Origin of the sequence: Candidatus Filomicrobium marinum (genome assembly GCF_000981545.1) — a bacterium.
GTDB lineage: Bacteria > Pseudomonadota > Alphaproteobacteria > Rhizobiales > Hyphomicrobiaceae > Filomicrobium > Filomicrobium insigne.
In genome coordinates, this window is the sequence record NZ_LN829119.1 from 3,136,744 (window position 1) to 3,156,365 (window position 19,622).

Below are 19,622 nucleotides of genomic sequence, written 5' to 3' on the forward strand. Positions count from 1 at the left end.
TAACCTCCGATCGGTCTCTCACGCTTTTTCGACGCGGCAGATCGTTGCCTTCGTCTCCTGCATGAAGGTCACCACGTCGTAGCCGTATGTCGTTGCTGTATTGGCGGCCTCACCGATAACGTAAGGCACTGTGCCTTCGGGATAGCGGTCGGATCGGTCCTCGCCCTGCCACATGCCGGCGAAGTGAAACGGCATAAACACCGCCCCCTTTCCGATGCGCTTCGTAACCTGGGCCGTCACGCGCACACGTGCTTTCTCAGGCGTAGCAATCCAGATCATCGAGCCGTCTTGGATGCCGAGCGCAGTAGCATCCTCGGGATTGATTTCCGCAAACATCCGCTGCTGAAATTCCGCCAACCAGATATTCGCCCGCGTTTCATCGCCTCCGCCCTCAAACTCAACGAGACGTCCGGAGGTCAGGATCATTGGAAAGTCTTTTGAAACGTCGTTCTTCTGGATCGACCAGTAGAGCGTCGGCAAACGGAAATCTTTACGGTCTTCATAGGTCTTGTAACGGGGCAGGAGATCGCGCCGCACGGTGTAGAGAGGCTCCCGATGGACAGGAATGCCATCCGGGAAGTTCCAAACCAGCGCACGCGCCTTGCCGTTACCGAAAGGCGCCAAGCCATTGGCCACCGCTACGCGCTGAACGCCACCCGAGAGGTCCGTCTTCCAGTTGATCTTCAGGATTTTTTCGATCACGTCCGTATCGGGCTCGACCATGCCTTGGTCGCGCGCCGCCGTTTCGCCACTACTCGACTGCGAACCGCCATCGCCCTGCTTCGATGCACCGTTGGTCTTGTTCGGATGATGCGCAAGATACCCTTCAATGGCCGCCCGCGCGTTCGGCGCGAACGCACGCAAACCGAGTTGCTGCGCTTTGGCTGCACCTTCTGCATCGTTGGCACTCGGTGGCATCGCCGCACCACCCCCCCCCTCTTTCATGAGCTGCGCGGCTTCATCGTCCGTTATCTTAAGAAGGCGCGGGTGATAATCACCCAACGCAATCGCCGCGATGATGAAATTTTCGCGCGGCGTCAATTGATCCACGAAGCCCAACTTATCGAGCACCGCGACGGTAATTTCCGGATATCCATCCTTGATAGGAGAACCTTCGGGATAAGAGTTCTCGGCAAGCAGGTTTACGCCCTCATGCTCAACACCCCACGCCGCGCGGAACGGAAGGCCACCCTGCGCCACAGTCTTGGTAAGATCGTAGAGCAGCGGCGTACCGGGATGCTTCATCTCCGGCGTTCCCCAACAGGGCCACGGGAGCCCGTAGTACTCACCCTTCACGGGCCCGCTCATGCCGAGCAACGTCGTTGGATCAAACAGGCTTTGGTTCGCCATGTGCACTTTCAGTCGCTCCGGGCTTTGCCCGGTGTAACCGATCGTCCAGCATCCGCGCGTCAATTCGCGAAGGAGATCCTCCGCAACCGGCGCGTTGTCCTTCACTTCAACCTGGTTGAACATCTTGTCGGCGAAGCCGAATTTCTGAGCGAGCAGATAAGCAATCTCGTAATCGCTCTTGGCCTCGAACATCGGTGCTATAACCTGCTCCCGCCACTGCAGGGATCGGTTCGAATTCGTGACCGAGCCTGACATCTCCATCGTAGAGCCCGCCGGCAATAGGTACACCCCGTCCTGCCGGTCGCCGATAACGGCTGAACTCGTCGGCACCGGGTCAATGATGACCAGCAGGTCGAGTTTCTCCATTCCCTTTTTGAGATCTGGCCCGCGCGTTTGCGAATTCGGCGCATGCCCCCAGTAGATCATGGCGCCGATCGTGTTCGGCTGATCGATGTTCTTGGCATCTTCGAGAACACCATCGAACCAGCGGGACACCGGCATGCCTTTGCGTTCCATCAGATCTTTGGAAGCAAACCGCCCCTTGAGCCACTCATAATCGACACCCCACACACGTGCCCAGTGCTTCCAAGCTCCTTCGCTAAGTCCGTAGTATGCTGGGAGGCTGTCACAGGTAACACCGAGGTCTGTGGCGCCTTGCACGTTGTCGTGGCCGCGGAAAATATTGGCACCGCCACCAGGCTTCCCGATGTTTCCAAGCGCGAGCTGGATGATGGAGGCCGCCCGCACCTTGTTGTTGCCGATGGTCGACTGCGTCAGCCCCATGCACCAGATGAGAGCGCCAGGTCGGTTCTCCGAAATCAATTTCGCCACACGCTCAATCTGAACGGGCGGAACGCCGGTGATGTTGGCAACAACGTCCGGCGGATAGTTTTTCACTTCCTTACGGACATCTTCGAAGCGGAACACCCGCTGATTTATGTAATCCTTGTCCTCCCAACCATTCGCGAGGATGTACCACAACACACCCCACATGAAGGCAACATCGCTTCCGGGCCTCAATCGCACGTATTCGTCGGCATGGGCTGCGGTCCGCGTAAAGCGGGGATCAACAACGATGAACTTGCATCCGTTCTCTCTCGCACGCAGCACATGTTGCATGGCGACCGGGTGCGCTTCCGCCGGATTAGCTCCAAGCAAAAAGATCGACTTGGAATTATGCATGTCGTTGAACGTATTCGTCATCGCCCCGTAGCCATACGTGTTGGCCACACCGGCAACGGTGGTCGAGTGACAGATACGCGCTTGGTGATCCGTATTGTTCGTGCCCCAGAACGCCGCAAACTTCCGGTGCAGATATGCCATCTCGTTAGAGAACTTGGCCGAACCGAGCCAATAAACGCTGTCAGGTCCTTTGGCGTCGCGCACCTTGAGAATCTTATCGCCGACCTCGTCGATTGCGACGTCCCAGGGAATTCTCTTCCACTTCCCACCTTCGAGCTTCATCGGATACTTAAGCCGGCGATCGCCGATAGCGAGTTCGCGCGTCGCCGCGCCTTTCGCACAATGCGTTCCAAGGTTGATAGGACTCTCGAAGGCAGGCTCCTGCCCAATCCACACCCCGTTTTGGACTTCCGCCCAGATGGAACAACCCACCGCGCAGAAGGGACAGATTGTCTTCTTAAACTGGATGTCAGTGGGAGAGGTGGGAGCCGGACGAGGCTGCGCGCGAACTCGACGCGTCTTCAGCGTGGCTGCGCCCACAAACGCGGCTGATGCAAATCCTGACGCCTCTAAGAAATGACGCCGCGACATGCCGCTCGTTCTGGCGAAATCCGACAGAACTGCAGTCCCGGCTTCACCGGAACGCTTCTTCTTGAGCATCTATTCGGCTCCTGCACGTTTATGCCGTTGCGCGGCAAGGCAGGATTATCGTCGGGCGAGCGCGTAAAACGTCCGGATATGAGGAGTTTCCCGATACTCTGGCGCACGGGGATCTGATCGTTGACCGGTGGACATCTCGGCCTCAGCCGTAAATGCCACTCCGGCACCCAATGCCAAAGCTGGGAGCCCCGTCAGCAATGCACGCCGCGACGAAACAAACGGCACGGGGTCATGGTGGGGACGAGGATCTCGGGTCGATGGCGGATGTTGCATGCTCGCTTTCTCTACCAAGAGCGCAACGACGATGACGGCTGAACGCCGCCCCTCTCTAAAGGTTCCATAATTTCTTTGAAAAAACCGAGACTTCCACTCCATTAGCTCACGGAGCGGTGATCCTGCACGGACCTATTGTTCACCACCAGAGCACTCATGCGGTCGCAGTCCAATGCACAAATGCGATCAGCTTTCGACAGTCAAAGGTTTCACGTGAATCCACGCCGTAAATCTGGCTCGGCCCGCATCTCGTAGCACGCACAGCGCTTCCCCCTCTCATCCGTTGCCGCTCTACTCCGGACACCAACATAGGAAGAAACTTCGGGGTGAATTGCTATGGCGTATTAGAATGCGTTCCCCATATTGTTTGCCAGACGTTACGGGTTATAACCGGAACGTTATTTCGCAACGGCCGTAAACTAAAGTGCACAATTGAAGACTTACGGCCCAATACAGAACGCGCTAGGGAAGGGTGTAATATATGCGACTTCAAGTTCTAGCCGCCGTCGCCGCATTGGTTTTGACGGCTGTAGCTTTTGGCAATGAGGCAAGCGCACAATCGGGATTGCTCGGCAAGGCGGTTCGTTTAGATCCGATTACCCTCTCAGCCGGAAAGCCACTCGCTGATAAGCCCTACGAACTCGAATCTGGAAAATACTATAAACTCACGATCAAGGCGGATGGATCTCAGGAGTTAGCCATTGAAGGACCTGAGTTTTTCCGCAACATCTGGATCAACGAAATCGTCATCAACGATATCGAAGTCCGCCCTCTCGGCGTATCATCATTAGAATTTGACGGAGAAGGCGAAGCGGTCATTAGCTTCGTCACAATTCGCCCCGGATCTTTTTACTTGAAGATCCCAAACACAACGGGCGAAACGCAACGCGCAATATTCAATGTAAAGGGATAAAGTCCAGAATTCTGGGATTCAAATGCGCTAGGGATATTTTCCCGAATTAATGGGGAATATTTCCCGAAAACATACGGGCAATGGGCCGCATTTTAGGAACGGAACGAACACGTCATAAATGCGTAGTGCATCTGCGTTGTACGAAGTGTTCGCTCCGTTCGATGCAGTTAAATTAGAGGAGGTATGTATAATGAAGCGCTTTGTCGTGGCTTTCGCCGCGTTGACTCTCGGCAGCTCCCTGGCTTTCGCCGACGAAAAACCAAGCGATGCCGAAGCCGCCAAGATCAAAGAGACTATCTCAGCTTGGGGCTGCAGTGGCGGTGAATACGAAAAAGAATCCGAAGGAACCGGCGTTTTCGAAGTTGACGATGCAAAGTGCAAAGATGGTCAATACGACTTCAAGCTGGACAAGGATTTCAAGATCCTCAGCGTGACGCGCGACTAAGATTTGCAGCTGGTCACAGGGCGATACCTTTGCAAACCTTCTCGGCTCCTGCTTCCCCCGAGGCACAGTGAGACGAGGAAACGGGCTCTAGGTATCACCGTGCCCCGCTATTGACGGGCCGGTACTTTTGTACCGGCCCGTTTCGCATTCCGGTCCGTCCAAGCTCGCCAAACCGACATAACGCTCAGCCATGTGCAATAGCGCCCATTTTGCCGCCTGCCCTGAACTCAGGAATCAGCAAAGCTGATCATCGATTTCGTAAAAGCAAAGGGGCGCAAAAGCGCCCCAGAACATTCAGATCCAAAAAGATCTACGCGATTCAGAAACGGTGCTTGACCGACCCGCGAATGCGTAAGTCATCCGTTTCTGGTCCTGGATCATTCTCCATCTTGTCCTGCTGCCCATTCGCTCCGTAGAGCAACTCCAAACCAAAATCCATCTTGGGCAACACGCCGAGCTTACCGAGGCCAGGAATGCTGACTTCGGTACCACGATCCGCCTCACTGGCTGCGTTAGGAGCAGAAAAATCAGCAGCGGGCGGAGCCACGTCTGCAGCCGGTGCGGAGGGCGCAGCAGCTGCAGGAGGCGGCGTAGAAGCGCTGCCACCTTGCTGTTCCTGGAAGGCGAACGCGGGCAGGCTGGCAAGTCCAACCAACATCACCCCGGCCCCCAGAGTCTTTACCCATTTCATAGTATTCATCAAACCCCGCAATGCACGGACTCCGGCACTGGAGTGAACATGAGTGCCAGTCCCGCGAAACACAAGCATGTTTCCATCGTAGTTAAGCCCCAGTGAACGTTTCTTGAAATGCCTGTGTTCCTGATGCCATGTGACCAGCTGACCACAACAATCGATATTGAGCCAGAAAGCCTTTTTGTTGCCTAAACCTGCATAATGCCACCACAAATCGTGACCAACGCGTGTCAACGAAAAGGCAGAAAAAAGGGGCCGTTTTAGAGCGGCCCCTCTGCTATCAGATCTTATGAGATCGATCAGAACTTGATGCGTGCGCCACCGACAACGGTGTCGAACGTGTCTTGGTTAGGATCAGCGAGACCATTCACACCACCGTCTAGCTCGTAGTGGCGGTAGCTGATGTAAAGATCCATCGCCGCCGCATCGATCTTCTGGACAGCACCCAGACCCCAATAGTGAGCTGTGGCCTCGTCATCATCTTCGTACTCGCCGCCCATGCCGAACAGCGTTGTAGCACCGATCGTGAACCATTTACGTTCAAGACCGCTGCTCACGAACCAGAACCACTCTTCCGTGTCCCAATTATCGCGGTCCCGTTGACCGGCAGACGTCGTTACAAACAAGCCCGTCGGCATATGCATGATCGACAAGCCACCGTTTACGACTTCGATAACCGGGTCCGCGACACCACTGCCGCCGTTGCTGGTATCCGTGTTCTCACCGTAGGCGATACCTGCGGCAATCTTGAAGCCGCGGAGCTCACCGGCATAGCGCAGAGCGACGTCCCACATGTCGTCTTCACCCCAAGCAGCCGACAACACAAAGCCGGCGTATGTTGGCGTGTCGTAACGAACGACATTCCTACGGTTGAACTCGAAGTTATCGAGGTTCGGACCACCCATATCGAGGAATATTATGTCGTGACCAGCCTGCGAGGACGACATACCGTCAGCAACGCTGGCGTTCGACAGGTCGATTTCCGCGATACCCGAGTTCGCCGTGTCGGCGAAACCGACGCGAACTTTACCCCAGGTATTGCTCTTGATGTACCAGTGCGCCTGACGGAACTCGGGGACGTCCTCGCCCTCGTCGTTGTCTTCGCGCACCTTCGTAGCGTCAGCAGTCTGCCAAGCCAGCTCGATGTTATAACCGGCTTCCAGGTCGGAATTGATCGCCGCTTTACCGCGGAACCCAAAACGGGTGTTAGAGGTCTGCGGATCAACGACGTAGACGTTGTCCTCAAAGCCATCATCCCACCACATGACAGCGGTCGTGACTTGGCCATAAACCTCCAGGCTTACCTTGCGGTTGCCCTTACGAGCCGTCGTTGCCTCGAGCTCCGCAACGCGCTCCTCAAGGTCTGCGCAGCAATCGCCACCAAGGTCGGCGGCCGAAGCATTCGTCGCATATGCCGCCATGAGGGCGAACATCGCAACGCCAGTCATCAGTTTCATTGGTGTCCCCCAACAGTCTTGAATGTCGTATCGTGAATTCGCACTGACAACGGAGCACACGCGACGCGCACACCCCATAACGGCTCGGGCAGGGGGCAGACTGCGCGCAAAGATGCACAGCATTGACCAACCCCGAAACTCAACCGAACTCTGAAAGCTTACAAACGCTACAGGAACAAAACCGCGGGAACCGCACTGCGGCCGACTTGCAAAGCCCTTGCACCCGCGTCTCGACGCACGACACGCGTCGATGAACTGCACGCCATAATCGCCATTCTCTGGCGAAACTGCTGACGATTCGTGTCAGCGACTTGACGCTACGCTCTTAGCACCCCGGTTTCAAACATATCCGCAGATGCAACAAGCCATAGGCACACATGAGTGGCCAAACTGCCACCGTGTTAATGGCCTGCAATGATAGTCCGAAATGAGGCCTAAAGAACCGTAAACATCGCTCTTTATGAACAGCCCATCTGAGGGATGTTGCCTGATTACTACAGAGTAGTGTCACCGATCAGTCTCTCTTTCGGAAGCGATCTCCGCAGAATTTCCATGCGAATCCTGATCGTTAAATGCAACGGCTCACACTACTCAAATCGTCACTTAATCAATCATCGATGCAGCAATGAGCAGACACAGACGCACAGCTGATGCAAGACGCCTTGGCACGCACCAGCAACTGAGTTGCGCCTATAGCCCACGGTCGCTCAGCAAGTCTTATCCACAATAATTGGGGCTCTACTTCGCGGTTTGTGAGGGCATCCAGCCTGAACAAGCCAACCTGCTGCGCCCCTTCAGACTTCAAAAAACAAAAAGGGCCGCCGAAGCGACCCTTTCCGTAATCTGCCAATCGTGAGATCGATCAGAACTTGATGCGTGCGCCACCGACAACGGTGTCGAACTGATCTTCAGGACCGAACAGGCCAACTGTACCGCCGTCCAGTTCGTAGTGACGGTAGCTGACGAAGAGATCCATCGCAGCAGCGTCGATCTTCTGGACAACACCCAGACCCCAGAAGGTCGCCGTGCGATCTCTCGAGTCTTCCTGCTCGCCGCCCATACCGAACAGCGTGGTCTTGCCGAGCGAGTTCCACTTCTGCTCGATACCGCCGCTCACGAACCAGAAGTGCTCTTCATCGGCGAAGTCATCGGCATCACGCGTACCGGCCGAACCCGTAACGAAGAGACCCGTTGGCGAGTGCATGATGGACAAACCACCGTTCAGCACTTCAACAGCCGGATCATCCGAAGGGCCAGCGCCGTTGTTGCGGTCTGTGTTCTCACCGTAGGCGATACCAGCAGCAATCTTGAAGCCACCCCACTCACCGGCGTAGCGGACAGCAACGTCCCAAAGGTCATCTTCACCCCAGGCCGCAGACACCACGAAACCACCAAAGGTCGGCGTGTCGTAGCGAACGACGTTGGCGCGGTTGAACTCGTAGTTGCCGAATGCCGGGCCACCCATGTCACTCGTCATGATGGCCGAGCCAGCCTGCGAGGACGACATACCGTCAGCAACGCTGGCGTTCGACAGGTCGATTTCTGCGATGCCCGAGTTTGCCGTGTCGGCGAAACCGACGCGAACTTTACCCCAGGTCTCGCTCTTGATGTACCAGTGCGCCTGACGGAACTCGGGCATATCCGCGCCCTCGTCGTTGTCTTCGCGCACCTTCGTGGCGTCAGCTTGCTGCCAAGCCAGCTCGATCTGGTAACCAGCGGAAATATCCGGGGTAACACGAGCAGAGCCTCTGAAGCCGAAGCGCGTGTTCGACGTCTGCGGATCGACAACGTAAACGTTGTCTTCGTAGCCATCGTCCCACCACATCACAGCGGTCGTCACTTGGCCATAGACTTCCAGGCTTACCTTGCGGTTGCCCTTACGAGCCGTCGTTGCTTCAAGTTCTGCAACGCGCTCCTCAAGGTCTGCGCAGCAATCGCCACCAAGGTCTGCAGCCTTAGCGGATACGCCGCTCACCATAAGACCAGCAACAGCCGCAAGCGCTAGCGTGCTGGTGGTCTTGAAGAGTCCCCCGATCATAACTGAACATCTCCGTTTACTAACACTTGTGGCACTCAAGCCGTTAGACTGGGCACCGCGAATTGACTCTGTGCCAAGTCCCTTCTCATCTCAGCGGGAATTTTACGTCCCAGCCTCGGCTTGGCTTCACAAGTGGTATCCCAATGCCGGATCGCCCGTAAACCTCATTCGACCGTGTGACCCGAATCAGCTGTGATTCGTGGCAGTAACGCCACAATAAATAGCATCTGCTACTATCACCAATTCCACCAGCTGATTTGCGTACAACCTCCGCAATACGGGCCGCAGAGCCACCTTGTCCTTTCTGCGAGACCATGTGCATAAGATCTGAACATCTCCAAACGACCTGCTCGCTGAAATATCGCTCGGCTCGACCAAGAACCGGCGCATGCACAAAAAGTCCATTTAAAGCAATGCGAAATTCTTCCGATTACGACGCCATCATCGTCGGTGCAGGCCCGACAGGGCTCGCCGCCGCTCTCGCTGTTGCCCAATCCGACCTACGCGTCGCTCTTATCGCCGCGCCCCACAATCCCGCCGCTACCGGCGCCGACACACGGACTGCGGCGCTCTTTAAAAATTCCTTGACACTATTGTCGAACATCGGCGCCTGGACGGCCTGTGAGCCTGCAAGCGCGCCATTGAATGCCATCAGGCTGATTGATGATACGGGCGCGCTGCTGCGAGCACCTGAGGTCGTTTTCCAGGCATCCGAAATTGGCCATGACCTGTTTGGCTACAACGTGCCTCAACAGGCCCTTGTTGCTGCGCTCAGACAGGCTGCGGCCGGGTTTGGCCACGGATTGACGGTGATCGAAAGCGCTGGCGCGCAGGATATTGCGGTAGATGCGGACCGCGCATCTCTTACTCTTGCGGAAGGTCAAACCCTTACCACGCAACTAATTATCGGGGCTGATGGCCGTCGGTCTATTTGCCGGCACGCCGCCGGTATCGCCACGGCCTCACACACCTACAATCAGGCCGCGTTGGCATGCACGTTCAAACATGCTGTGCCGCACCATGGGATTTCGACAGAATTCCACCGTCGTGCAGGCCCCATGACCACCGTTCCAATGCCAGGGCGCGCCTCAAGCCTCATTTGGGTTGAACACCCAGATGTTGCTCATCGCCTCGCCTCAATCAGCGCAGCAGACTTCTTGCACACGCTAGAGGACAATCTACAGGGCTTGCTTGGAAAACTGAGCGATTTAGGCCCTCGCGTCGTGTTTCCACTTTCTATGATGTCTTCAGAAAGCATGGGCCGAAACCGAATTGCCCTCGTAGGGGAAGCCGCACACGTCGCCCCGCCGATAGGTGCACAAGGATTGAACTTGAGCTTCAGGGACATCGCCACTCTTGCCGACATTCTTCACACCGCCAAGCTGGAAAAGCAGGACCTGGGTAGTGATGATCTCCTGCGGCGCTACGACAACGCCCGCCATGGCGATGTCAACAGCCGTGCCCGCGCCGTTGATCTCCTCAACTACTCACTTACCTCGCAGCTTATCCCAGTGCAGCTGCTGAGAGGTGCAGGGGTTCACGCCCTCAAGGCACTCTCTCCTCTGCGCCGCCGCATCATGGCTGCAGGCCTCGCGCCTGCCGGTGATCCGCCGCCGCTCATGCGTGAAGCCGACACGCGAGACGCAACGTTTGCGAGCAGGCGCACAACACTGTAAAGGCTACCCGGCCCGCGCGGATTAGGCTCCTGAAAGCCAGGGGATCAACCGGCGGGCGCGCATCGTCTCTGGAAAGAATCTGTCACGAACCCGCATGAAACCCGCCGCTCGCTTTCGCGACATTCAGTTTCGCCTGGAATACGTCGTACTGCGCTGCGTCATCGCTGTCGTGCGGGCGCTTCCTCTGGAAGTCGCGACATCCGCATCTGCAAGGGCGTGGCGCCTTCTGGCTCCCCGCATCAACCCCAAACGACACAATCGCGCGCTGGCCAATCTCGCGATCGCCTTCCCTGAGAAGAGCGAAGAGGAACGGCTCGCGATCTGTATGGCCCATTGGGAGAATCTCGGCCGCGTCATGGCTGAGACCATGCAGATCGATCGTATCATCGCCGAACCCGATCGCATCGTCATCACGAGCGCCGCAATGTTCGGTCGTTACCGTGACAAGCTAGGCCCGGCAATCGGCATCTCGCTACATATGGGCAATTGGGAATTGGCGATCTGGCCGCTGACGCTCGCGAACGCCAATCCCGCCGCGATCTACCGTTCCGTCAACAACCCATATGTCGACGAATACCTACGCGCACAACGCAAAGATCTTTACACTGGCGGCCTGTTCGGGCGGGGCAAAGTCGAAGGGGACCACGGCGACGACCGCAAAACGGCGCGCGTGATTACGGACTACGTGAGGAAGGGCGGCCGCCTCGGAATGGTCTGCGATCTCTATGACCGCACCGGAATCCCAGTGCCGTTTTTCGGCCAGCCAGCCAAAACACAAGCCATCGGAGCCATGATTGCGCGTCGCGTCGGCGCACGTCTCTGGCTCTCACGCTGCAAGCGTATTGGGACCTCGAGCCGCTTCGAAATTGAATTGAAGGAACTGCGCGTCCCTCGCACCGCTAATCAGTCCGAAGACATCAAATGGATCATGACAGCGATGCAGCAGGAGTTCGAAGCCTGGATCCGGGAAAGTCCCGAACAATGGATGTGGTCGAACCGGCGCTGGAGCTAACAAACCCACACCGAAGCTGTAGCCTTCACAAACAAAAAGCGGCCAGCCTGATCGGCCAGCCGCTTTTCGTAATGACATAACCGCGGGATCACCCGCGACGCCGGATTAGCGCGAGTAGAACTCGACCACCAGGTTCGGCTCCATCTGCACCGGATAAGGCACGTCGGAAAGAGCCGGCACGCGTAGAAGCTTCGCGACCATCTTACCGTGGTCAGCTTCGATATAGTCAGGTACGTCGCGCTCAGCGCTCTGGCTAGCTTCAAGCACCAGCGCCATCTGCTTACCCTTCTCACGAACTTCGATCACGTCGCCGATGCGAACGCGGAAGCTCGGAATGGTCACGCGGCGGCCATTGACTGAAACATGGCCATGGCTGACGAACTGACGCGCAGCAAAGACCGTCGGTACAAACTTGGCGCGATAAATCACAGCATCAAGACGGCGCTCGAGAAGACCGATGATATGCTCCGACGTCGAGCCCTTGAGACGCACAGCTTCTTTGTAAATGCGGAGAAACTGGCTCTCGGTGATGTTGCCGTAGTAGCCCTTGAGCTTCTGCTTGGCGCGGAGCTGCTGGCCGAAGTCGGAAAGCTTGCCGCCACGACGATCGCCGTGCTGACCAGGCTTGGATTCACGCTTGTTTACCGGGCTCTTCGGGCGGCCCCAGATGTTCTCGCCCATACGACGGTCAAGTTTATGCTTGGCGCGAATGCGCTTCGTCATTTCTTAGCACTCCAATTTAAGTTGCATATAGTTTTTGATTTGGAGCGCCCCTTCCTCTGCGCCGACCGGAAGGCCGGAGCCGACAGGTAAAGACGGAGACGCATTGAACCGGAAGTCCAAATCGCCGCCAATACCGCAGGTGCGCAAAAAACAACACGGGGCCGACCATGGCCCCGTGAAGACCTCAAGCGTTTACAACCGGAACACGCGGACGTCAACCGGCTAAAAACGTACGCTATTTCTTGGCTGCGTTGTCGAATTTGCAGATATCGGCGTTGAGATCCGGGCCCGCCTTAACGTAGGTGGCGATCACTTCCGTAACCTTGGCCTTCTGCTCTTCGGTGCAAGTCGCCGCCGCGGGCGCCTTGCTTTCTTCGACGACAACTTCCTTATCGCCATCCTTTTCAACGAGCTTGATCTTGCCCGTCAGCAGCATGACGGTCGTCAGGTGAAGCTGGGAAATGTAGACAAGCTGCTGCTCGCTCCAGGACTTTTTATTGACCTCACGCCGCATCAACGACTGATAGTTACAGATCTGCTCCTCCTTGAGGTCGCAGATCTGCGCATGTGCCGAAAGCCGTCCGACACGAATAACCTCACGCGCAACGTCTATCGGGACCATGACCGCATCCTTCTTGGTCTTATCGATCATGATCGTATCGCCGTTGGGCGGAGTAAACTGTGAAGGCACCAACTGCCACGCATAGTTCATGAACGTGCGCACGGACTTTTCGCTAAGTTCCTGTGCGTAGGCCGGAAACAAAACAGCCACCACGCAGGCGATCCCGCCAACAAGACCCAGCCCCGCCTTACGATTCATCCGCATCTCCAATCAGCCCCCGTCTGCCCGCCGCAGATTTGATTTGCTCGCTTTATTGACGTGTACGTCGCTCAAAATTCCGGATGTGTCATGCTTTTTCATGAGCGTAACCGCGCACGTGGGCTTCAGCTTGAGTTGCCGAGCCTCGCTGTTGTCCATGCCACACCCGCCGGGCATCGCTCTGCTGAAAACTTGGCTTGAATAAGGCGGTTGCTGCTTAAGATTTTCGCGCGGGACCCTTGCCACGGACCAGTGTGGCAACAACGCCACGAAGGGTGCGGATTTCCTGCGCGGTTGGCTCCATACGTGTGAACAAGGTGCGCAAATTGCGTACGACCATCGGCCGCCGTTCGACCGGGTTAAAGAAGCCGTGCCGATCAAGCTCACTCTCCAGATGTTCGAAGAAGCCAAGCTGCTCCTGTTTCGTCGCCGGACGATCTGCTCCCATATTAAGTCCGGTTTGAAGCGGCTTTTCGTAAGTCGTGACACGCCCGAGGCTTTGCTCTTCGCGGCCCTGCATCCAGGTATAACCCAGAATCAAAACGGCCTGTGCGAGGTTCAAGGACGCGAATTCGGCGTTCACAGGGATCATGATGAGGGCGTCGGCATCAGCCAGTTCTGCAGTTTCCAACCCATTCCGCTCTCGCCCAAATAACATACCGCAACGCTGTCCCTCGGAGATTCTCCGTGACATTTCCGTAACAGCCTGATCTGGCGTTAAAATGGGTTTCCGAAGGTCGCGTTGCCGCGCGGTCGTTGCACAAACCCAGGTCAGATCCGCCGTAGCATCAGAGAGTTTCTCGAAGGCAACCGCGTCGTCGATAACGTAATTCGCCCCTGATGCAGCAATCCGCGCTTTTTCATTCGGCCATCCATCGCGCGGGGCAACGAGACGCAGCTCATCGAGCCCAAAATTCGCCATGGCGCGCGCCACCATACCGATATTGTCTGCAAGTTGCGGCTCCATCAGAATAACCGCCGGGGTCTGCCCTTCTTCGGCGAAAGGGGTCCCCTGAATGTGGGCGCGACGAATACCGTGACGTAGTTTGCGAATAACGCGCCGCGCCCAATACCAATACTTTTCGCCAGACCACGTTTCGGCCAGGGTCTCAAGACTCTCGGATTGCGCAGTACGGACGCCAGGCCCCTCTAATCGTAACGAACCATCGCCGATAATAATGGCCGCGTGATCCCGAGCGAACGCGTCAAAACTGGTTAAACCCTGACTTTCCATACGGCGACGGCATCCCGGACAACTCGCTTTGTCGGCCTCACATCGCCGCTCGGCGCAATAACGCAGCACATCATCAAGGCTGGTCCGATCTAATCCCGTCAGAGAAAATTGATCCAAGGCACCGTCGATTGAGCCTTCATGGCAGGCATGCACAACAGCGCCAACCGATACGGACGAACCTGAGATAACCGGAACTGGTAGATCACCAGTTATGTCGACTGATATTTTCAAACCGTCGTTGTGAACGTGTTTCAAGTTTCTTGCGGCTCCTGGTGGGCGTTTGCTGAAGGTTGGATTAGCCCTTCGGTCTGCTTGTTGTGCCTTGGGCGGACGGCTAAGGTGCGCCGCGAAACCCCGAATTAAGGCAGTTGAGGCCCAGATCATATGCAAAAAATCAAGGTGACCGGCACCGTCGTTGAGCTCGACGGCGATGAGATGACGCGCATCATTTGGCAGTTCATCAAAGATAAGCTGATCCACCCGTATCTTGACGTCAATCTCGAGTACTACGATCTGGGCATCGAAGAGCGCGATAGAACGGACGATCAAATCACCGTCGACGCTGCCAACGCCATTAAGAAACACGGTGTCGGCGTCAAGTGCGCAACGATCACGCCGGACGAAGCACGCGTCGAGGAATTCGGCCTCAAGCGCATGTACCGCTCGCCCAACGGCACGATCCGTAACATCCTTGGCGGCGTTATCTTCCGCGAACCGATTATCTGCAAAAACGTGCCGCGGCTGGTTCCCGGCTGGACGCAACCGATCGTCGTCGGCCGTCACGCATTCGGCGACCAATATCGCGCAACAGATTTCAAGTTCCCAAGCGCCGGCACTCTAACGATCAAATTTGTTGGCGAAGACGGACAGGTGATTGAGCACGAGGTGTTCAAGTCCCCCGGCTCCGGCGTTGCCATGGCCATGTACAATCTCGACGAAGCAATTAAAGACTTCGCGCGCGCATCAATGAACTATGGCCTAGCGCGGAATTATCCCGTCTATCTGTCAACGAAGAACACGATCCTGAAAGCCTACGACGGTCGCTTCAAGGACATCTTCCAGGAGATCTACGAGAAAGAATTCCAGGATAAATTCAAGGCCGCCGGGATCACCTACGAGCACCGTCTCATTGACGACATGGTCGCCTGCGCGATGAAGTGGTCGGGCGGTTATATCTGGGCATGTAAGAACTACGACGGCGACGTTCAGTCCGACACGGTCGCGCAAGGTTTCGGTTCGTTGGGCCTGATGACCTCCGTTCTGATGTCTCCAGATGGCCGTACCGTCGAAGCCGAAGCCGCCCATGGGACGGTGACGCGTCACTATCGCCAACACCAGGAGGGTCGTGAAACCTCGACCAATTCCATCGCATCGATCTTCGCCTGGACCAGAGGCTTGATGCATCGCGCGAAACTCGATGGCAATGAAGAACTCGCCAAGTTCGCGACAACCCTTGAAAAGGTATGTGTCGACACGGTTGAAAGCGGCTTCATGACGAAGGATCTCGCTTTGTTGGTCGGCCCCGACCAGGCATGGCTGACCACAACCGGCTTCCTCGACAAGGTCGATGAAAACCTCAAGATCGCGATGGGCGCCGTCTGATACGCCGCACACAAATTTCGCGACGAAAAAAAGCCCTGACAGTTTATGACTGCCAGGGCTTTCCTATAGGAGAACGCAGAGCTTAGCGGGCTGCTTGTTCCAGGAGCTTGTTGGTAGCAGCGATCGCTTTTGTGATCGCGTCGTCGCAGCTTACATACGCGGGCGTTGCTTCATTCCAGTTGCAGTTCTTGATCTCGCTAATGAGCTTCTCAGCAAAACGCTGTGCCTGCTGCATCGAGCTTTCCAGTTCGCCGCAGATCGGCTTGAGGGCGGGTTTCGAAGCCGCCAAGTGCCGCGCGTCCTCGATAGCAGAAGAGACAGAGAACTTGCCGCTGACAGATTGTGCAGATTCGGTACCAAGCAGAACCGAGCAAAGCTGCCGCTTCCAGATCGTGACATCGGCACCAAAGCGGATGAGACCAAAGTTCTCCACCGGCAGCATCTCACTGGCCGCAAACGTGTTGGCAGTCAGCTTCTCAGACTCTTGCAAACGCTTGCCAATCGCTTCGACTTCATCTTTGTTTTTATTGGCCTTCTCGGAAATCTGAACAACGTTTTGGCTGATCTCCGATGTCGCAGCTTCCTGCTGCTGAATGAGGTTGAACAACCCGCGGATCCGCTCGGAAACTTCGCTAACCTCGTCTCCGACATTCTCGATAATCGAGCTGACCTGGCGAACGATATCACTGCCCGCCTCGACGGACTTCAGGCTCTCTTTAACCGCAACGCTGATCTCGGCCATCTCATTCGTCAATGCCTCAACGCAATTGCGAATTTGCTGGGTCGCCTTGCCTGTCTCCACCGAGAGTTCTTTTACTTCGGAAGCAACAACGGCAAATCCGCGACCGGCCTCTCCGGCACGCGCAGCTTCGATCGTGGCGTTGAGCGCGAGAAGGTTTGTCTGACGGGCAATCGAATCGATAGCACCTGTCATGGAATTGATCTGGTCGACAGCGGTCTGCAACTCAGCGACGCGCTCTCCGATATGGCTGGAACGCTGCTGAATAGCCTGCATCGCATCGATCGCGCCGCGGCTGTCGTCAGTACAGCACCGCATCGTATCCCGCGCGGATTCCGCTTGCGTTGTACTGGTGCGTGAAGATTCCGCCAACTCGCTGATAGACGCCGCGAGCTCGACGACGGCGCCCGAAATCGATTTGGTCGAGTCCGCGACTTCGCGGAAGTCGTGATAGACCCAGCCCATATTTATGGCGGACTCGCCGGCCTGTGCACCCAGCTGGCTCACAGCCTGCAGCTGTGCAGAATTTGACTTCTTCACAAGCGCGACAAGCTGTTCCAGCGTTTCTCCCAAGCGTCCATCAGCGGCAATCTTTGCCGTTAGATTAGAGCGTACGAGATCCTCAAGAGCAGCCAGCACTTGATTATCGACAACTGCCATAGAAGGGGCCGCCGATGTTTGAATGATCTCGCGGTCCTGCGTCGGTTTTCTCTGAAACGATAGCACGGACTTCTCCGTTCGAAATTTCGGATATGGGGATGCTGATAAACTCAGAAAATCACGGAAAAAGCGTTCCTCGGGCAGGAGACTATAGTGCAGGGCTTAACTTGAGCTTAATTATAATACAGCCTCAAACCGAAGCCGTTGCCGCGACATCGGTCGTCGCTACATAGACACAATTCACGCGTTTTTTCAGTAAAGCGTTTTTCGAACCAATATTTTGAGTTTGTTTTATTTTTTGAGGTTTTTCATGCCTGAAGAAGAGCAGACAACCCGCATTCGCAAAAAGCGCTTACGGCTCGGCTCATTTGGTCAGGTTGTAGCGGTCGCCAGCAGCTTGTTCGCAATGGCATTGCTATACTTGGGCTATGATCTTTTAAGAACGAATCTGACGCCCTGCGAAGCTATCTTTCAGCAAACGTCCGTTGGATTGGCGACAAAGGTTTCCTTCCTGAAAACCGAAGGCGAATTGAAGATCGGTCGCGAACAACTGACCGAGCTCGATGAACGGGCTCAAATGACGGCAATCAATCTAAAGACCTGCTGCACAGTCCTCGACGCCGGACGCCTCAATCCTGAGCAGTTCCTGCAGTGCAAGGCAAACGCACGTGATTACGAATCGCGCGTTGAAGACATCGTTGCGCTCGTACGTACGGCAATGCAGGCAACTGACACGCCGTCGTCTTCCCCAATAACGCCTACTGCGGCCGCAGCATCCCCGACGAATACGGCGACGAGCACGTCCAAACAACAGGTCGACCAAGCCATTGCAAAGAAAGTCAGCGAAGCCCGGCAAGCTTCCAAAACGTTCAACCATCAAGTTGTCGAAGTTCGAAAGGAACAGGCGCTGCAATCTCTGGAAGCCGTACCCCCTCGGCATATCGAGATCGACGCGCGGGAAAGCGAACCCAACAACGACAGCCTGTCGACCAATCAGCTTGGATTGAAGACGTGGGTCGCGGCATCGATTGATCCACCGAAAGACGCGGACTTTTTCACTTTCACGACGCCTGCGGAATACCGAGACTGGATCAGGGTCGAAATAGAAAATCGGTCCACAACGCTTGAGCCACGGATCGAATTGTTCGATGCAGAAAAAACCAGCCTAGGCTCTGTGCACAAGACGACCGCGGGAGCCGATATTGTTTACACATTCGTCGCCACGCCTGACACGCGTTACGCAGCTAGAGTGAGCAACCACTACGGCAACAGCGTTGGCGTCTATAATGTGCGCGTCGTTCCAACAAAGAGCTATGATGCGTTCGAACCAAATGACGGGCTGCTCACGGCAAAGCCAATCAATATCGGGGAGGGAATAGAAGCAGCGATAATGGACCCAGCCGATAGCGATTTCTTTAGCTTTGAAATCCCAGAAGGACGGGCTGAAACTGAAATACGGCTCGAAAACAGATCGACGACATTGCGCCCGGCCATTGTCATATACGACCCAGCCAAGTCTCAGATATCAGCAACATACAACACGACCGGCGGCGCCGACGTGACACAAGCATTCAAGTCCGCCCAACCTGGACGGTACCTTATTCAGGTGTACGATCACTACCGATCAGCCGCCGGCGCCTACACAATCCACATCAGCAGCAAATAAACCACCGTCGCGCTGTTTGGCATCGTCCGCGGAGAGCCCTCTGCGTTAAGGCGGCGACTACTTCTTCGCCTTCATTTCTTGCGCCATGCGGGCATTGAGAGCACGGAAGTCCTGATCGAGTTGTGCGCAGGCCTTGGACTCTCCCTTGCAGTTCACGACCATATCGAGCGTGATGGATTCGCCCTCACGAACGGGGCGGCGACAGACCACAGCCGGATGGGCCGGATGCGAAGGCAAGGTGAAGGTCCACATGGCCCACGTCGACTTGTCCTGTAGCGCCACGTAATTGTCGTCGCGGAACACTTCAGGAAGCTTTTCCGTGGTCGACAACTCAGACTGCAATTTCTCGGGATCTGTATTGGCACGCGCGCATGGGGAAGCGTCGGCCCAGGCACCACCAGCGGCAAGACCGACGGTCGTCACAAAGACGAGAGCGGCAACGCCGCAACGCGAAACATTCATCATGTCCTGCTTCCTT

The 19,622-nt window shown here is 56.1% G+C and carries 15 protein-coding genes; 6 read left to right on the plus strand and 9 right to left on the minus strand.

Annotation, left to right across the window (positions count from 1 at the left end; genetic code table 11):
• Positions 1-18 precede the first annotated feature (18 nt).
• On the minus strand, positions 19-3,192 hold the full coding sequence (locus YBN1229_RS14720) for a formate dehydrogenase subunit alpha (RefSeq protein ID WP_052743971.1): 3,174 nt from the start codon (positions 3,190-3,192) through the stop codon (positions 19-21).
• Positions 3,193-3,946: 754 nt separating this feature from the next.
• Between YBN1229_RS14720 and YBN1229_RS14725 the strand changes: the two genes are divergently transcribed.
• Together YBN1229_RS14725 and YBN1229_RS14730 are read left to right on the plus strand one after the other, a co-directional pair.
• Positions 3,947-4,378 (plus strand): hypothetical protein, encoded by a 432-nt coding sequence (locus YBN1229_RS14725; RefSeq protein ID WP_052743972.1) that lies wholly within the window; start codon positions 3,947-3,949, stop codon positions 4,376-4,378.
• A gap of 190 nt (positions 4,379-4,568) precedes the next feature.
• Positions 4,569-4,823: a hypothetical protein gene (locus YBN1229_RS14730; protein ID WP_046478524.1), complete on the plus strand. Its 255-nt coding sequence runs from the start codon at positions 4,569-4,571 to the stop codon at positions 4,821-4,823.
• Positions 4,824-5,142: 319 nt separating this feature from the next.
• Here the strand turns inward: YBN1229_RS14730 and YBN1229_RS14735 are convergent, their stop codons facing one another.
• The 3 genes from YBN1229_RS14735 to YBN1229_RS14745 all read right to left on the minus strand — a co-directional run bounded on the left by YBN1229_RS14735 (position 5,143) and on the right by YBN1229_RS14745 (position 9,012).
• Complete coding sequence (locus YBN1229_RS14735) at positions 5,143-5,514, minus strand: hypothetical protein (protein ID WP_139165394.1); 372 nt, start codon at positions 5,512-5,514, stop codon at positions 5,143-5,145.
• Positions 5,515-5,816: 302 nt separating this feature from the next.
• Positions 5,817-6,974, minus strand: a complete 1,158-nt coding sequence (locus YBN1229_RS14740; protein ID WP_076605323.1) for a porin — start codon at positions 6,972-6,974, stop codon at positions 5,817-5,819.
• 862 nt (positions 6,975-7,836) lie between these two features.
• Positions 7,837-9,012, minus strand: coding sequence for a porin (locus tag YBN1229_RS14745; RefSeq protein WP_046478521.1), 1,176 nt, complete (start codon positions 9,010-9,012; stop codon positions 7,837-7,839).
• 413 nt (positions 9,013-9,425) lie between these two features.
• On the opposite strand from YBN1229_RS14745, the gene YBN1229_RS14750 reads away from it, so the two are divergent.
• Entirely contained in the window at positions 9,426-10,688 is a 1,263-nt protein-coding gene (locus YBN1229_RS14750) for an FAD-dependent monooxygenase (protein WP_046478520.1), read from the plus strand.
• Between the two features lie 94 nt (positions 10,689-10,782).
• Positions 10,783-11,700, plus strand: coding sequence for a lysophospholipid acyltransferase family protein (locus YBN1229_RS14755; protein ID WP_046478519.1), 918 nt, complete (start codon positions 10,783-10,785; stop codon positions 11,698-11,700).
• A gap of 105 nt (positions 11,701-11,805) precedes the next feature.
• Here the strand turns inward: YBN1229_RS14755 and rpsD are convergent, their stop codons facing one another.
• From rpsD to YBN1229_RS14770, 3 genes are all read right to left on the minus strand, one after another.
• On the minus strand, positions 11,806-12,423 hold the full coding sequence (gene rpsD / locus YBN1229_RS14760; RefSeq protein ID WP_046478518.1) for a 30S ribosomal protein S4: 618 nt from the start codon (positions 12,421-12,423) through the stop codon (positions 11,806-11,808).
• A gap of 235 nt (positions 12,424-12,658) precedes the next feature.
• Positions 12,659-13,243, minus strand: coding sequence for a hypothetical protein (locus YBN1229_RS14765; protein ID WP_046478517.1), 585 nt, complete (start codon positions 13,241-13,243; stop codon positions 12,659-12,661).
• A gap of 217 nt (positions 13,244-13,460) precedes the next feature.
• Complete coding sequence (locus tag YBN1229_RS14770) at positions 13,461-14,732, minus strand: RNA methyltransferase (RefSeq protein WP_052743974.1); 1,272 nt, start codon at positions 14,730-14,732, stop codon at positions 13,461-13,463.
• 129 nt (positions 14,733-14,861) lie between these two features.
• On the opposite strand from YBN1229_RS14770, the gene YBN1229_RS14775 reads away from it, so the two are divergent.
• The gene (locus tag YBN1229_RS14775) at positions 14,862-16,079 is read left to right on the plus strand and encodes an NADP-dependent isocitrate dehydrogenase (RefSeq protein WP_046478516.1); all 1,218 of its coding nucleotides are present in this window, start codon (positions 14,862-14,864) and stop codon (positions 16,077-16,079) included.
• 82 nt (positions 16,080-16,161) lie between these two features.
• Here the strand turns inward: YBN1229_RS14775 and YBN1229_RS14780 are convergent, their stop codons facing one another.
• On the minus strand, positions 16,162-17,478 hold the full coding sequence (locus tag YBN1229_RS14780; RefSeq protein ID WP_160298719.1) for a methyl-accepting chemotaxis protein: 1,317 nt from the start codon (positions 17,476-17,478) through the stop codon (positions 16,162-16,164).
• Positions 17,479-17,788: 310 nt separating this feature from the next.
• Between YBN1229_RS14780 and YBN1229_RS14785 the strand changes: the two genes are divergently transcribed.
• Entirely contained in the window at positions 17,789-19,144 is a 1,356-nt protein-coding gene (locus YBN1229_RS14785) for a PPC domain-containing protein (RefSeq protein ID WP_046478514.1), read from the plus strand.
• Positions 19,145-19,201: 57 nt separating this feature from the next.
• On the opposite strand, the gene YBN1229_RS14790 is transcribed toward YBN1229_RS14785, so the two are convergent.
• Positions 19,202-19,609, minus strand: coding sequence for a hypothetical protein (locus tag YBN1229_RS14790; RefSeq protein WP_052743975.1), 408 nt, complete (start codon positions 19,607-19,609; stop codon positions 19,202-19,204).
• Positions 19,610-19,622: the final 13 nt, after the last annotated feature.

Excerpts from the sequence above, each read along its gene's own strand:
- YBN1229_RS14720 (WP_052743971.1), bottom strand. The coding sequence starts at position 3,192 with ATGCTCAAGAAGAAGCGTTCCGGTGAAGCCGGGACTGCAGTTCTGTCG.
- YBN1229_RS14725 (WP_052743972.1), top strand. The coding sequence starts at position 3,947 with ATGCGACTTCAAGTTCTAGCCGCCGTCGCCGCATTGGTTTTGACGGCT.
- YBN1229_RS14730 (WP_046478524.1), top strand. The coding sequence starts at position 4,569 with ATGAAGCGCTTTGTCGTGGCTTTCGCCGCGTTGACTCTCGGCAGCTCC.
- YBN1229_RS14735 (WP_139165394.1), bottom strand. The coding sequence starts at position 5,514 with ATGAAATGGGTAAAGACTCTGGGGGCCGGGGTGATGTTGGTTGGACTT.
- YBN1229_RS14740 (WP_076605323.1), bottom strand. The coding sequence starts at position 6,974 with ATGAAACTGATGACTGGCGTTGCGATGTTCGCCCTCATGGCGGCATAT.
- YBN1229_RS14745 (WP_046478521.1), bottom strand. The coding sequence starts at position 9,012 with ATGATCGGGGGACTCTTCAAGACCACCAGCACGCTAGCGCTTGCGGCT.
- YBN1229_RS14750 (WP_046478520.1), top strand. The coding sequence starts at position 9,426 with ATGCGAAATTCTTCCGATTACGACGCCATCATCGTCGGTGCAGGCCCG.
- YBN1229_RS14755 (WP_046478519.1), top strand. The coding sequence starts at position 10,783 with ATGAAACCCGCCGCTCGCTTTCGCGACATTCAGTTTCGCCTGGAATAC.
- rpsD (WP_046478518.1), bottom strand. The coding sequence starts at position 12,423 with ATGACGAAGCGCATTCGCGCCAAGCATAAACTTGACCGTCGTATGGGC.
- YBN1229_RS14765 (WP_046478517.1), bottom strand. The coding sequence starts at position 13,243 with ATGAATCGTAAGGCGGGGCTGGGTCTTGTTGGCGGGATCGCCTGCGTG.
- YBN1229_RS14775 (WP_046478516.1), top strand. The coding sequence starts at position 14,862 with ATGCAAAAAATCAAGGTGACCGGCACCGTCGTTGAGCTCGACGGCGAT.
- YBN1229_RS14780 (WP_160298719.1), bottom strand. The coding sequence starts at position 17,478 with ATGGCAGTTGTCGATAATCAAGTGCTGGCTGCTCTTGAGGATCTCGTA.
- YBN1229_RS14785 (WP_046478514.1), top strand. The coding sequence starts at position 17,789 with ATGCCTGAAGAAGAGCAGACAACCCGCATTCGCAAAAAGCGCTTACGG.
- YBN1229_RS14790 (WP_052743975.1), bottom strand. The coding sequence starts at position 19,609 with ATGATGAATGTTTCGCGTTGCGGCGTTGCCGCTCTCGTCTTTGTGACG.